Consider the following 14,359-nt stretch of genomic DNA (forward strand, 5'->3'; position numbering starts at 1 on the left):
GATGGAGCCGATCTTAGAGGTGAATCATATTTCGAAAACTTTTCCGGTGAAGAATATGCTCGGCAGAAGAAAGGGCGGCGTGTCTGCGGTCGATAATGTTTCTTTCACGCTGCAACGCAAGGGCACGCTCGGCATCGTGGGCGAATCGGGCTGCGGCAAATCGACTTTGGCAAGGCTGGTCATGCGACTGATCGAGCCTGACGCGGGGGAGGTGCTGTACCGTGAATCGGACTTGATGCAACTGAGCAAGAAGGACATGCTCGGCATGCGGAGGAACATCCAGATGGTGTTCCAGAATCCCTACTCCTCTCTCAATCCGAAGCTGACGGTGCTGGATAATGTCGCCTTCTCCTTATGGGCGAATGCGCAGTCGCAAGCGGAAGCAAGAGCGCAGGCGGGCAAGTTCCTGGATGCTGTGGGCTTGCCGAAATCCTATGCCGCGAAGCTTCCCCATCATTTAAGCGGCGGTCAGCGTCAAAGGGTGGCAATCGCGAGGGCTCTCGTACTGAATCCGGAGATCGTGATTGCCGATGAGGCCGTGTCCGCATTGGACAAATCGGTGCAGGCGCAGGTCTTGAATTTGTTCCAGGATTTGAAGGACGAGTTCGAGCTTTCGCTTATCTTCATCTCGCATGATCTGCATGTGGTGGAATATATGAGCGATGAAGTGATGGTGATGTACCTGGGAAGAGTGGTGGAGCGCGGACCGAAATCGAGAGTGTTCTCGCAGCCTGTTCATCCCTACACCCAGGCTTTACTGAAATCCGCTCCGTCGATGGATGTCCACTCCCGCATGATGGAGGAGGTTGTTCCGCTGAAGGGCGAGCTGCCAAGCCCGCTACATCCGCCATCCGGCTGCCGTTTCCGTACGAGATGCCTCTTTGCGGAAGAGCGATGCGGGCTGGCGTCTCCCCCGATGGTTGAAGCGGCGCCCGGACATGAGGCGGCATGCTTCCTCGTTAAGCCGAATCAAGGGGAAATCGACGAAGTACCGAATTCTAGCGGCCGCCGTTGACCGTTAGAAGCGATTTTTACTCGTTTCTGATTTTTAACGGACACAAGTGGCCGCTAGAGGGGAAAACAGTGGAATAATCAGCTATTTCCGTCTCTAACGGCCACCCGCGACCGTTACATTCTGTGAATCCTTTAATACGCCGCGTAATGGACATGGATGACCTTTATAATCACTTCTGAACTTTTCCGGCTCGCAGTCATTCGAACGCATTCACGGATTCAAGAACACGAGGAGTTGCAGAAGCGCCATCTCTCATGCTCATCTTTACGAGGTGAAGGTGCAAAACAAAATGTGGCTATCAAGATAGCTCAGAAAGAAGCTGAGAAGAATCTAACGAAGACTCACAGCGTTAAACTCTCTGTATCGACTGCTCCACGAATCTAACGAAGATTCATATTGCTATTGCAACAAGGGAAGGCATTTTGAAGCTCAGAAACGGTAAATAAGCTTATAGATATTCGTTAGAGTTCTAATCATGAAGAAAAAGGACATATAGCGCTATGAGGTTTCGTTAGCCATCCGAACTCATCAAAGGATGTGGAATCTGAGCTAACTTGAGAGCCATAAAACAAAACAACAAATAGAAGGGCGATGGGATGTATGAAGGCTCAAGATATCGTGACGGTGGCGGCAATTAACTTCCAGGCGAGATGGGGAGAGAAGGAAAGCAATCTGCAGCGCATGGCAGGCTATGTGAAGTCGGCTGCCAACCAAGGTGCGGACATTATTCTGTTTCCGGAGATGGCTTTGACCGGCTACAATGTGAAGGACATGACGCCGACCATGCAGCGCGACAATGCAGAGACCGTGCCTGGCGCATCGACGCTTATGTTGGCCGAGCTTACCAAGGAGTACGGCGTTTATGTCGTGCTCGGCATGCCGGAGCGCGATCCCGAGCATCATGATGTCATCTATAATTCGGCTGCGGTTATCGGACCCGAGGGCGTAATAGGAGCCTATCGCAAAATTCATCCGGCGGCGCAGGAATCGCTGTGGGCGACCAAAGGCAGCGAGCCGATGATGTTCGATACGCCTTGGGGGCCGGTCGGCGTGGGCATCTGCTATGATTCCTACTGCTTCCCCGAGTTGGTCCGTTATTATACGGCGCTGGGATCAAGGCTTTATCTGAATCCCACGGCGCTGCACAATGTGGAGAATTGGCAGGACTTCTACTATTCTACGCTGAAATCCCGCAGCCTGGAGAATGGAACCTTCGTGGCCAGCTCGAATCTGGTCGGACAGGATCTGGACGCCTATTTCCCCGGCGCGAGCATGATTGTCGGGCCTTCGAACAAGTTCGGCTCGGAATTCAAGGGCGAGCCCGTCGAGAACAAGGAAGCGATCGTCATGGCGACACTGGATCTGTCGCAATCCGGCGGACTGCTGAACACGATGTTCCAGGACAATCCCTTGACCGGCGTGCCCGATTGGAGACCGGACATCTATGCGAGGCTGCTTGGCGACCTGACGGAGAAGGGCAAGTGGTCCGTCAGCTCGGAGAACAAGGTTCTGGAAGCCGCGCTCAAGAAGCCGACTGCGGTATAATCGGCGTCGGCAAAAGCCTCCCCCTAAAGCCTGCAAGCAGGTTTTCAGGGGGAGGCTTTTGTTTTCTTCACTTAGAGCAGCCGCTTCCGTTGGAACAACTGCATTCGGGTCGTGATTCTCTACGTGGCTTCGCCCGCCGCCAGAGGCTGGAGCGCAGCCCTTCTGCCGCGCACGATCACAACGCTGATCAGGCTGACCAGAATCATGGCCGCTCCGGCGAACAGCGCGGGAACGACATGATCGCCGAAATCGGACGCGGATTGAACTGCCGCGCCGGATTGGAATACAAGTCCGCCGATGGCGATGCCGAAAACGCCGCCGAGCTCGCGCATCGCATTGCTCATGCCGCTTGCTTCACCCTCCGCTTCCTCGGGAACCGAGGAGAGGATGCCGTGGGAGATCGGCGTGAAGCTGAGGCCCATGCCCGCTCCGGCCATCATCATGAACGGCAGCATGTAGAGGAACGGGAAGTCGACGCCTTGCGAGATGATGAGGAAGCCAAAGCCTAGCAGTGCGATTCCTTGCAGCGCGAGGCCTGTGGTAAGCACGACGCGGGTGCCGAATTTGCCGACAGCGAGGCCCGCGAGCGGCGCGGCAATCATCGTGCAGCCGGTCCAGGCCATCTCGCGAATGCCGGCCTCCAGCGCGGAATAGCCTTGCGCCTGCTGCAGGAACAGGGTGAGCAGGAAGATCGCGCAGAAGATGCCGGCATTCATCCAGAAGCCTGCAATGACCAAGCTGGAGTATTTCGAGCTGCGGAAGAGCTCGAAGCGGATGAAAGGCTGCTTGCGGTTCCTCTCCCATAGATAGAACAGGCCAAGCAGGAGGGCGCCGCCGATGAGCAGCGACAGTACGGTGGCGGAGCCCCAGCCGTCTTCATTGCCGCGCTCCAGTCCGAAGACGATGCCGAACAGTCCGGCTCCGAGCAGCGCTATGCCGAGCGGATCGATTGGACGCTTCTCGCCGCGAGCCTCCGGCAGCCATCTCAGGCCAAGAAGGAAGGCGAGAACGCCAACGGGAACATTCACCCAGAAGATCAACTGCCATGCGGCGCCGTTCACGATAAGGCCGCCGACAAGGGGGCCGATGGACAGGCCCAGACCGGAGATGCCGGACCAGATGCCGAGCGCGGCAGCACGTTTGTCCGCAGGGAAGGCTGAATTCACAAGCGTCAAGCTAAGCGGTACGATGGCTGCTCCGCCGACGCCTTGCAGGGCGCGGGAGAGAATGAGCTGAATGGAGCTTTCGCTCATACCCGATATAGCGGAGCCGATCGTGAAGATCGCGATGCCGAACAAGAACATGCGCTTGCGCCCGAATCGCTCCCCGAGCACGCTGAACGGGATGAGCAGCACGGAGAAGGCGAGCGTGTACGCATTCATGAACCATTCCAGATCCGACATGCTGGCGTGGAACGATTCCTGAATGGAGGGCAGAGCGACGCCGAGCACAAGATTGTCGAGCATGGCCATGAACAAGGCAACGCAGGTGACGACGAGAATTTTGACGCGTGTTGCAGTAAACATAGGAAGGAACACTCCTTTATCCAATTTATTATTTATTGATAAATAAATGAGAGGTAAAAAATATAGACTCATTTACTTATTGTTGTTCGTTGCAGTTCGCAACAAGCGACCGAGTTACCGTTTTCTGCTTGATATACAGGAATTTTTCCAGCATAATTCATGCGTTATCGAGAAATTTGAGTGAATACGAGAGATGTAAGGGACGAAATCCAGCTTATGCGCTATTTCATTTTATTTATTGATAAATAAATAACTCCACTAAGAAAAAGCAACACAATCAAACGTATGCGCTGCTTCTTAATGAAATGTGCCGCTTCAAAATGGAACCGTACACGAGCGAATAACCTTAATCCCTCCATTGGCAGAGATGAGGCAGATTGAGTGTCTCCGACATGGCGATCAGCAAGCCCTGGCTGATGAAGTTGCTGGCCATATCGTCGGCGTCTTCGATGCCCGCCTGCTCGAACCGAGCCTTAACCCGCTTGTAGATCATATCGAACTCATTGTGCGCGTATTCCCTAACCTCCGCTTCCGGAGTCGTATAAGCCATCATCACCAGCAAAATTTCATCGCGGCGGCTCTCCAGCAGATCAATAAAAGCTCTTCCCAAAGCTTCCTTCAGCATGTCGGGAGGCGCTTCGACGGCGGCGAAGGCTTCAATAATGCTCCTGGATGCTCTCTCCAGCACAGCGAGATAAAGCGACAGCTTCGTCCGGAAGAAATGGAACACATAGGGCTGTGTAACGCCGACTGCTTCCGCTACTTTCGCCGTTGTGGTCTTATAGTAGCCATTCTCGGCAAACAGCGAGGCTGCGGCATCGAGTATTTGTTCTTTACGATTAAGGCTGGCTTCGTCTTTGGGTGTCATAGCGGCAGAGCTCCTTAAGCATTATTTATTGACTAATAAATAAATAACATAATCGGCTTGCCTTTGTCAATCATCAATTTGAAACGAAGTGAGTGAATTCATTTGTGATTTGCATTATTTTCCGCTAGTATAGTTGAAAATAGACAAATTCCGCCATGGTGTGGGTGAGGAGGAATCAGATGGAACTTGGAGACGGATCGTTGGGAAGCCTCATACTGGTTGTCGCAATATCATTCATTATTCCTATCCTGTTGTATCAGCTTCGGCTGCGCGTTATTCCTGTCGTGGTGGCGGAAATCATCGCAGGACTCATTATCGGCAAGAGCGGGTTCAACCTCGTCGGCAACGATCCTTGGGTGGAGCTGCTTTCTTTGCTTGGTTTCATCTATTTGATGTTTTTGAGCGGTTTGGAGATTGATTTCAGTTCCTTTGCGAAGCAACCGAAATCATCCACAAAGCTGATTAAGCCGCTATCGACGTCGATTATTATTTTTGCAGGAGTTCTGGTGATTTCCGGTGTGCTTGCGTGGACGCTTGTCATCATGGGCCTGGTCGATCGCGTATTCTTAACGACGCTGATTATTAGCACCATATCGCTCGGCGTTGTCGTTCCGGTGCTCAAGGAGAGGAAGATGCTCAGCACGAGTCTCGGTCAGACGCTGCTGCTCGTCACGGTGCTTGCCGATTTCTTCACGATGCTGCTGCTGGCGTTCTATGTGAGCATTCTCTCCGAAAATCTGTCTCAGCTCATGTATCTGCTGCTGTTCTTCTGCCTGGTTATCCTGATTTATCTGTTCGTGCGCAAGTTCGCGAAGGGCAAGGTGTTCCAGGTGCTGGGAGAAAGCTCGATACAGTTCGGCACGAGAGCGATTTTCACCTTGATCATGGTTATTGTTTTCCTGTCGGAATCCTTGGGCGTAGAAAATATTCTTGGAGCCTTCCTCGCGGGAATCATCGTGTCTCTGCTGCGTCCGAAGAAAGAGTTTATTCATCAGCTCGAGTCCTTCGGCTACGGCTTTCTTATTCCGATTTTCTTCGTGATGGTCGGCGCGAAGCTCGAACTGCGTTATTTGTTCGAGGATACGAAAGTGCTTCTGGCGATTCCTCTGCTGCTGGTGATGATGTTCCTCGCGAAGATCATTCCAATGCTTATCCTGAAAAAATGGTTCAGCTGGCGCGAAGTGATCAGCTCCAGCATTCTGCTCTCATCCAAGCTGAGTCTGGTGATCGCCGCCGCCACGCTTGCGCTTGATTTGGGCATTATCGGCGAGTCGTTCCACGGCGCTTTGATTTTGGTCGCGATACTGAGCTGCTTGCTCTTTCCGGTGCTGTTCAACAAGCTCTCGCCGAAGCCGAAGGAGAAGAAACGCATTATCTCCATTATCGGGTTGAATCACGTTACGATTCCGGTCGCGCAGGATTTGGCGAACGAGGATATCTATGATATTCGAGTATATACGGCATCTAGCCCGGAGGATAACCCGATTAATGCGAATCAGCGGATTCCGCAGTTCGCCTATCAGGTCGCGGAGCTGACAGAAGCGATTTTGAGGCAGAACGGAGCTTTCGAGGCGGATTGCATTGTTATCGCGACAATGGATGATGAGTTCAACATTCGTCTGGCCAAGAAGGTGAGCGCCGAATCGGACAAGCGGCTGCTCGTTCGAATTGAAGGGGCCGGCTTGCAGGGAGAGCTCGCGAATGAATCGTTCGAGGTGTTCTCGACCTTGTACGCCGCGCGCACCGTGCTTCGCGCCTTGATCGACAGCCCGGGAGCGCTGAAGCTCCTGTCCGAGGACGAAGGCACAATCTTCGAGGTGAAGGTGCAGCGTCTGCCTTATTCGTCAACGGTGCTTCGTCAGCTGCCGGGGCTGGAGAATCTGCTTATTCTGCGGATTTATCGCGGACAAGCCTTTATTATCCCGCATGGCAATACGGAAATCCGCGTTGGCGATGGTTTGCTCGTCAGCGGGACCGCCGCCAGCGTCGAAGCGTTCCGCAAGCATGTGACTTGACGGATCTAAGAACCTTGGCTCCAACTGTATCGGGATACGGAGAGTGAATAGGTTGGGAGCAACAGCAGAAAGCGCCGCATGTTCAATGATGAACATGCGGCGCTTTGTTAGTAGTTGGAGTTGCAGTACGAGTGCGAACGCCTGCAAGTCGAATAAATCGATTTGTAGAGCAGTCAGAACGTGTGCGGACGCCTGCAAGTCGAATAAATCGACTTGGAAAGCAGCCAGAGCGTGTGCGGACGCCTGCAAGTCGAATAAATCGACTTGGAGAGCAGTCAGAGCGTGTGCGGACGCCTGCAAGTCGAATAAATCGACTTGGAGAGCAGTCAGAACGTGTGCGAACGCCTGCAAGTCGAATAAATCGACTTGTAGAGCAGTCAGAGCGTGTGCGGACGCCTGCAAGTCGAATAAATCGACTTGTAGAGCAGTTAGAATGTGTGCGAACGCCTGCAAGTCGAATAAATCGACTTGTAGAGCAGTTAGAGCGTGTACGTACGTCTGCAAGTCGAATAAATCGACTTGGAGAGCAGTTAGAGCATGTGCGGACGCCTGCAAGTCGAATAAATCGACTTGTAGAGCAGTCAGAACGTGTGCGGACGCCTGCAAGTCGAATAAATCGACTTGTAGAGCAGTCAGAGCGTGTACGTACGTCTGCAAGTCGAATCGACTTGGAAAGCAGCCAGAGCGTGTGCGAACGCCTGCAAGTCGAAAAATCCGTCTTAAGTCATATGCGAAATCGTTGGTTGGCGGGCTTAATTGTGCTCAAATCCTCACCCCCGCCTTGTCCCGTCAAACCACCTCACAGCACCTTCTCCAGAAACCTCGCCGCCCTCCCGCTCGCTCTGCGGTGCGGAGAAGAACTGCTCGGGCTCCGTCTTTTCCACTAACTGACCATCATCCATAAAGTAAATCGTATCCGCCGTATTCCGTGCGAACTTCATCTCATGCCTCACGATAAGCATCGTCATGCCAGAGCATGCCAGTCCTTGAATGACGGTCAACACCGCCTTCACCATCCCGGGATCAAGCGCCGATGTAGGTTTGTCAAACAGCATAATATCCGGCTCCATCTCCAGGCTGCGCGCGATGGCCACTCGCCGCTTCGCGCTGGCCCCGGTCCACGGCCATGATGCCGCCCCGTATCGTCTCCGACAGATAGGCTGCAGAGTTAAGGCCGAATGCCAGCCCGGCGGCCATCAGCGGCGAGATATACCGGAACAGCTGCGGCGTGGCGTGGTAGATGAGGAAGAGCTGCAGCAGAAGCGGCGTGCCGCGGAAGATAGACGTATAGACGGTAGCGAACCATTCGAGCGGCCTCATGCCCGATATTTTGAATAGAGACAGAACGGTCCCCCACACGAACCCGAACAAGGCGGAGACAAGCGTGAACAGCAGCGTCACATAAACGCCCTTCAGCAAGTAGGGGACGTACCCTTTCAGAATGCTGAAGTCCAAATTCAACCAATCCTGTCCGTATCCCCCTCGTCCGTTGCGAACCAATTATCCGTAATTTCTTCAATCTGCCCGCTGTTCTTCATCTCTATAAGCGCTTGATCGAAGTCTGCTACAAGCTTGGAGCCCTTCGGGAAAGCAAGCGCATAGCCGTCGCCGGAGCTTTCGGCGGGCAGGAGGCTCATGACCAAATCCGGATTCGCCGACGTCATATCGACGGCAACCGCATCCTCGACGATTGCGGCGTCTATGCGGCCCGCCTTCAGCTCCTGAATCAAATCGGGAATTCGATTGAGCGCTTTAATCTCGATATCCTTCAAGGGCTTGGCGAACTCGTCTTGCGTCGAACCGAGCTGAGTGCCGACCAGCTTTCCCCTCAAGTCATCAGTTGTTTCCATCCTGTCTTTGCTACTGGACATGATGGTGTTCCTGGCGACATAATAGAGAGACGAGAAATCGACGCTTTGCTTCCGTTCATCGATTGCTGACATGGCGGACGTGACGAAGTCGACGCGTCCGGCTTGCAAAGCGGCAATCAGACCGTTGAAATCCATGCTGGAGATTTCCAGCTTGTAGCCGAGCCGGGCGGTTATGGTCTTGGCCATGTCGATATCATGCCGACGATTTCGCCGCCATTGTTGGCATCGACGTTCTCGTACGGCGCGTAATCGTGCGACGTGCCCATGTCCAGTATGCCTTTCGTCGGGATAATCGGCGACGAGAGCGGCGTATCTTCCGTTGATGCCGGCAGCATATGCTGGATCGCGGCTTGAGCGGCGGAGCGCCTAGTTCAGCTCTGGAGGAAGAAACCTCCGGCGATAACAGCAATAGCGAAGGAAATCAGCAGCAGATAGCTGTTTCGTAGAAGGATTTTGCGCATAGCAACCTCTTTCAGTTATCGTAAGGTATAGCATTTCTTGTTACTATATCCAGATGCATTGCGTATTACTAAAAACACAACACGAGATTCGATAGAAGGGAGGGATTGCTTTGTTTGAGCTGGAGCTACAGGAGCTATTGCCGTATCTGCTGTCCATCAGTCTTTTCTGCACGGTAGCGTACGCTTATGCTTCGCATTTCAATACAACGGTTCAGACGAACTGGGAGCAGGAACCCGCAGCAGTCATAATCGCTGTGCTGCATCCGCAGTGGATCATCATGTCGACCGTCATTCAGCGCTGGCTGGTCCGACATGTGAAGCGGAAGGAGTCGCCGGACAGCGACGAAACAGATTGCAAAGCCTCGTTTGCCCATCGCATTACAAACAAACGAGGAGGCTCCTTATGCCTAACAATAGTACAATCTCACCTTCGTCCCATACACGTAAAACCAGAAAAAATCGTCTAGCCTTGTTAGCCGTAGTTCTGTTCGGCATGCTCACCTTGACGGGCTGCGGTCCGAAATCCGGTGTCATTAACAGCGACACGCCGGGCGTATTCAATCATTATGTCATCTATCCGATGTCTGAGCTCATTCAGTGGCTCGCCACCTTGTTCAGCGACAACTACGGCATCGCCGTTATGGCGATGACCTTGCTTATCCGGCTCGTGTTATTCCCGTTCATGATGAGACAGTACAAGTCCCAGCATACGATGAAGGCGAAGATGGAGAAGCTGAAGCCCCATCTCAAGCTGCTGGAGGACAAGTATAAGGATAAGAAGGATCCGGACTCCCGCGCGAAGAAGCAGCAGGATACCATGAAGCTTTATCAGGAGCATAACGTGAATCCGCTGGCAATAGGCTGTCTGCCGATGCTGATTCAAATGCCGATTCTGATGGGGCTCTACTCGGCCATACGTCTTACGCCGGAGCTTGCGACGCATTCGTTCCTCTGGTTCAAGCTGGGGGAGCCGGATATGATTATGCCGGTACTGGCGGCATTCATTTATCTCGTGCAATTCAAGGTTCAGCAGAAGAATTCGACGGCAGCCTCAGGTCCTCAAGCGGACAGCATGAAACAAATGCAAGCGCTCGGCTATCTCTCGCCGATTTTGATGGGCGTCTTCGCATTCTTCGCTCCGGCCGCGATCGCTTTGTATTGGGTAACCGGCGGTACCTTCCTTATCGTGCAATCCTATGTGCTGCGCCGCATGATGAATCGCATGGATCAGCGTGTGGAGATCGTGGAGAACGCGAGCTGATCTTGCATTCCGCTTAACAGTACAAGCCCTCTTCCCTTTCAACTTGGAGGAGGGTTTTTTCATGTTGACGACGCAACTATTCAAGCCTTCTTGTCGTCTGAATCTGTTAGATGCTGTAAATGTGGAGGAGTTGCCTGATGAATAAGAATAAGCTGATGGGAATAGGAGCCTTGGCTTTCTTGTTGCTGCTTCTGTTCATTCCGCAAAGCATAATCGGGACGATGCGAAAGACTGGTACGGACTTCAACACAGAAAATCGGATTGCTGCTGCAGCAACCGCCAAGACATGCCCGGATGCGGAAATAGACTACATGGACGCTATATATTGGAACGACAGATTCTATGATGCGGTGGATCAACAGGAGGAAGCGATGCTGGAAGAAGGGGAGCTTCTCGGCGAGATTAACTATTCACTGATGGGTCATGCTTGTGCGGACTACCGCATGAAAAACGGTGATGCGACCTATCTCTCAATAGGCACGCCAGTCTATGCGGCAGGCGATTATGATCCGTCATTCCGACTGATGGCGAAAGGGAAGATCTATCAATCGGGGGGCAGCTCACATGAAGGAACGATTGAAGATGAAATGGATATTGCGGGGCGAATAACGGGAATCAGCTATGAAAGCTCAGAGGATGGGGAGATGATTTCCGCTTTCGATGATAAAGCCGTTGAGGACTTTGAAACGGAATATCTGTCGCTTGCCTATTTGGGTAGAGGGAAATTGCATGAACTTGGATTAATCAAGCATAACCGTTCATCCCAATTTCTTCGCATTCACTTGAATGACGGCACCTCCTATCGCATTGTGTATTGGGCCGGCGACAATGCCATCTCGCCTGACGCAATCGCGACACAAGAGCTGAAGGATATCATACTGAAGCAGATTTCATGAGCCTCAATTTCCTTCGATGTTGGCGGCAACCTTTAACTTGGTATAATCCTCCAACCATTTGCATATAAATAAGTTGTCCACAGCGAATCATCAAGGGGAATATCCGTATGATCTTTTGTTTGATTGTCCTTATTGTTTGCCTTTTTTGGCTTAACATGGTACAATAATGGATATTTCCTAAAACCTAAACCCACCTGTCGCAGGCGACAGCGCGAATAGACGAAAACTGCCCTCTTACATCTCGTTCGAGGCAGTTTTCCGTTTTTTATACGCTGCCACGCAAGAGGATCTGCGATGAGGCGGCGTCGGCTTGATGATTGGAAAGATTAGCTTGAAATCCCAGCAAACGGTGAAGATCGTTTGCGTAGGTGCGAAGGAGGCTATCCATGTATAATCGTAAAAAGCCGTTAGAAGAAGTTCCTCAAGTGAATACGAAGATATGGGCATGCGAAACCGAGGGCTGCAACAGCTGGATGAGAGATAATTTCTCGTTCGAGCGCGTTCCGAGCTGCGTCATATGCAATGAGCCAATGGTTAGCGAAGAGAGAATGCTGCCGGCTCTGGCCAATTCAACCGCTGAAGTAAGAAGCTGATCCTGATGGGTCGCTTCTAAGCCTAGACAATGCCTCCATGTATCGACTTCGGTTGCATGCATGGAGGCATTGCCGCGTCCAAGGCGGCTTTCCTTAAATCGGCATTCCGCAAAGAGCGGTGCGAAGTTTGTTTTAAACCATTTTTGACGGTTGACAGTCTGCAGATCATGATGGTAAAGTTGCAAGTAGATTTCAATCGAGAGGAGGGTTACGTCCCATGAGGTTTTTTGACGATTTTCATCAAAGAGCAATGCATAGCCATAACGGTCATCCAATTGAAAACCCGTTTGGAATGGGAATACACGTAATCCGTCCGCGCGATTTATGCTTTTAATCTGAGAGATGTTGGCAAACATCATTCAGGGGCGCAGATTACGTTTCCGTAATCATGCGCCTCTTCTGCGTCTTAAGCAGACCAATGGATTCTTTCGGGAATTGATCGGGTACTGTCTATGCGAGGGGAGCGTGTCGTTACGGCGGCATGCTTCTTTTTTTGTGTTTATGATGATGGTGCAAGGAAACTTGTGCAATTTTGGAAGGTGTGAGACAGGAATGTTTAGTGTATTGGGGAAATTAGGCTGGTTTTTCAAGATGGAGAAGAAGAGATACTTCATCGCGATCGGATTCCTCGTGCTTGCGGGCATTACGGATATCGTGCCGCCCTGGCTGCTTGGTTATGTGATTGACGGATTCAGCCAGAATACGATCGGCGACGCGGACTTTTACCGCATCGCGATCTTCTGGGGGAGCCTGACAATCGCGGGGTATCTGATCACGTACGTTTGGTTCTATTATCTGTTCGGCGCTTCGTTCGTGCTCGAGAGGAAGCTGCGTTATCGGCTGATGAGCCACTTTCTGCGCATGACGCCGACCTTCTACGAGCGCAATCGGACAGGGGATCTGATGGCGCGGGCCACGAATGATCTTAGAGCGGTCTCGAACACGGCGGGCTTCGGCATTATGACCTTGGTCGATTCCACGCTGTTCATGCTGACGATTCTTGCGGTCATGGCAATCGGCATATCCTTCAAGCTGACGCTGGCGGCGCTCATTCCATTGCCGTTTATGGCACTTGCCATGTCCTATTTCGGCAAGAAGATTCACGAGAAATTCATGGGTGCGCAGAATGCGTTCGGCGAAATGAATGACGAGGTGCTGGAGACCGTAGCAGGCGTGCGGGTCATCCGGGCGTATGTGCAAGAGGAGGCGAGCGAGAAGCAGTTCGCGGAGAAGACAGAGGAAGTGCTCGGCAAAAATATCGAGGTCGCCAAAATCGACGCGCTCTTCGAGCCGACGATGAAGATTTTGGTCGGCTGCAGTTATTTGATCGGCCTCGGCTATGGCGGTTTTCTTGTTTTTCATAACGAAATTACGCTCGGCGAGCTTGTATCCTTCAACGTCTTCCTCGGCATGCTGATCTGGCCGATGTTCGCGATCGGCGAGCTGATCAATATTATGCAGCGGGGCAATGCGTCGCTCGATCGGGTGAACGAAACGCTTGGCTACCATCCGGATGTGCTTGGCGCAGAGCAGCCTGTTGCCGTGTCCGAGCCGACCGTGCTGGAGTTCAAGGAGGTCACGTTCCGCTATCCCTCCTCCGAATCGAATAATCTCGAGGCTGTGACGCTGAAGCTGAGGCAAGGCGAGACGCTCGGCATCGTTGGTCGGACGGGAAGCGGCAAGACGACCTTGCTTAAGCAATTGCTGCGCGAATATCCGAAAGGCGAAGGTGAAATCCGAATCTCGGAGGTTCCGCTCGAAGAAGTGGAGATTGACCGCTTGCTAGGCTGGATCGGTTACGTGCCGCAGCAGCCGGTGCTGTTCTCGAAGTCCATTCGGGACAATATTTATTTCGGAAGCAAGAACGCGACGGAGGAGGATCTTCAGCACGCGCTCGAGCGTGCGTCCTTCGCCAAGGATATTGCGTTCCTGCCGGATAAGCTAGATACGATGGTGGGAGAGAAGGGCGTCGCTCTCTCCGGCGGACAGAAGCAGCGCGTCAGCATTGCACGGGCGCTCATCGCCAATCCGGAGATTCTCATTCTGGATGACGCGCTGTCCGCGGTGGACGCGAAGACGGAAGCGGAGATTATTGAAGGCATTCGCACCGAACGCGCCGGCAAAACGACGCTCATCACGACGCATCGTCTGTCCGCGGTGCAGCATGCGGAATGGATTATCGTGCTGGAGGATGGACGAATCGCGCAGGAGGGCACGCATGAAGAGCTCCTGCAACAAGGCGGTTGGTACCGCGAGCAGTATGACAGACAACAGCTGGAAGCGGCGATTGATTGAGCAAGAGAGGAAG

12 protein-coding genes and 2 pseudogenes are annotated in these 14,359 nt (G+C 52.6%); 8 read left to right on the plus strand and 6 right to left on the minus strand.

What is annotated here, in order from left to right; genetic code table 11:
* Window position 1 precedes the first annotated feature (1 nt).
* Together HFP08_RS23350 and HFP08_RS23355 are read left to right on the plus strand one after the other, a co-directional pair.
* Window positions 2-1,015: an ABC transporter ATP-binding protein gene (locus HFP08_RS23350; protein WP_240941778.1), complete on the plus strand. Its 1,014-nt coding sequence runs from the start codon at window positions 2-4 to the stop codon at window positions 1,013-1,015.
* A 600-nt stretch (window positions 1,016-1,615) separates the two neighbouring features.
* A complete protein-coding gene (locus HFP08_RS23355) occupies window positions 1,616-2,560 on the plus strand; it encodes a carbon-nitrogen hydrolase family protein (RefSeq protein ID WP_168123041.1) in 945 nt (314 codons plus the stop codon).
* A gap of 119 nt (window positions 2,561-2,679) precedes the next feature.
* Here the strand turns inward: HFP08_RS23355 and HFP08_RS23360 are convergent, their stop codons facing one another.
* Both HFP08_RS23360 and HFP08_RS23365 read right to left on the minus strand, forming a co-directional pair.
* The gene (locus HFP08_RS23360; protein WP_168123042.1) at window positions 2,680-4,086 is read right to left on the minus strand and encodes an MFS transporter; all 1,407 of its coding nucleotides are present in this window, start codon (window positions 4,084-4,086) and stop codon (window positions 2,680-2,682) included.
* 346 nt (window positions 4,087-4,432) lie between these two features.
* Complete coding sequence (locus HFP08_RS23365) at window positions 4,433-4,954, minus strand: TetR/AcrR family transcriptional regulator (protein ID WP_168123043.1); 522 nt, start codon at window positions 4,952-4,954, stop codon at window positions 4,433-4,435.
* 179 nt (window positions 4,955-5,133) lie between these two features.
* On the opposite strand from HFP08_RS23365, the gene HFP08_RS23370 reads away from it, so the two are divergent.
* Window positions 5,134-6,969 carry a cation:proton antiporter family protein gene (locus tag HFP08_RS23370; RefSeq protein WP_168123044.1) on the plus strand — a complete coding sequence of 612 codons (1,836 nt, stop codon included), beginning with the start codon at window positions 5,134-5,136 and terminating at the stop codon, window positions 6,967-6,969.
* 770 nt (window positions 6,970-7,739) lie between these two features.
* Here HFP08_RS23370 and HFP08_RS23375 read toward each other — a convergent pair.
* The 4 genes and pseudogenes from HFP08_RS23375 to HFP08_RS23390 form a co-directional block, all read right to left on the minus strand.
* Window positions 7,740-8,072: pseudogene (locus HFP08_RS23375) on the minus strand (ATP-binding cassette domain-containing protein); the annotation flags it as partial.
* Window positions 8,065-8,430: pseudogene (locus HFP08_RS23380) on the minus strand (amino acid ABC transporter permease); the annotation flags it as partial. The pseudogenes HFP08_RS23375 and HFP08_RS23380, both read right to left, overlap by 8 nt.
* Window positions 8,427-9,026: a transporter substrate-binding domain-containing protein gene (locus HFP08_RS23385; RefSeq protein WP_168123046.1), complete on the minus strand. Its 600-nt coding sequence runs from the start codon at window positions 9,024-9,026 to the stop codon at window positions 8,427-8,429. The pseudogene HFP08_RS23380 and the gene HFP08_RS23385, both read right to left, overlap by 4 nt.
* Entirely contained in the window at window positions 9,011-9,175 is a 165-nt protein-coding gene (locus HFP08_RS23390) for a hypothetical protein (protein WP_168123047.1), read from the minus strand. Before HFP08_RS23390 ends, HFP08_RS23385 begins: the two co-directional genes overlap by 16 nt.
* 236 nt (window positions 9,176-9,411) lie before the next feature.
* Here HFP08_RS23390 and HFP08_RS23395 point away from each other — a divergent pair, with 236 nt between their 5' ends.
* The 5 genes from HFP08_RS23395 (at window position 9,412) to HFP08_RS23415 (ending at window position 14,346) form a co-directional block, all read left to right on the plus strand.
* Window positions 9,412-9,768 (plus strand): hypothetical protein, encoded by a 357-nt coding sequence (locus HFP08_RS23395; RefSeq protein ID WP_168123048.1) that lies wholly within the window; start codon window positions 9,412-9,414, stop codon window positions 9,766-9,768.
* Window positions 9,769-9,770: 2 nt separating this feature from the next.
* Complete coding sequence (gene yidC / locus HFP08_RS23400) at window positions 9,771-10,562, plus strand: membrane protein insertase YidC (protein WP_240941781.1); 792 nt, start codon at window positions 9,771-9,773, stop codon at window positions 10,560-10,562.
* Between the two features lie 137 nt (window positions 10,563-10,699).
* The gene (locus HFP08_RS23405) at window positions 10,700-11,458 is read left to right on the plus strand and encodes a hypothetical protein (protein ID WP_168123050.1); all 759 of its coding nucleotides are present in this window, start codon (window positions 10,700-10,702) and stop codon (window positions 11,456-11,458) included.
* 386 nt (window positions 11,459-11,844) lie between these two features.
* Complete coding sequence (locus HFP08_RS23410) at window positions 11,845-12,051, plus strand: cold-shock protein (RefSeq protein ID WP_168123051.1); 207 nt, start codon at window positions 11,845-11,847, stop codon at window positions 12,049-12,051.
* 552 nt (window positions 12,052-12,603) lie between these two features.
* Window positions 12,604-14,346: an ABC transporter ATP-binding protein gene (locus HFP08_RS23415; RefSeq protein WP_168123052.1), complete on the plus strand. Its 1,743-nt coding sequence runs from the start codon at window positions 12,604-12,606 to the stop codon at window positions 14,344-14,346.
* Window positions 14,347-14,359 lie beyond the last annotated feature (13 nt).

It is taken from the genome of Paenibacillus sp. HB172176, assembly GCF_011947265.1.
Classification (GTDB): domain Bacteria; phylum Bacillota; class Bacilli; order Paenibacillales; family Paenibacillaceae; genus Pristimantibacillus.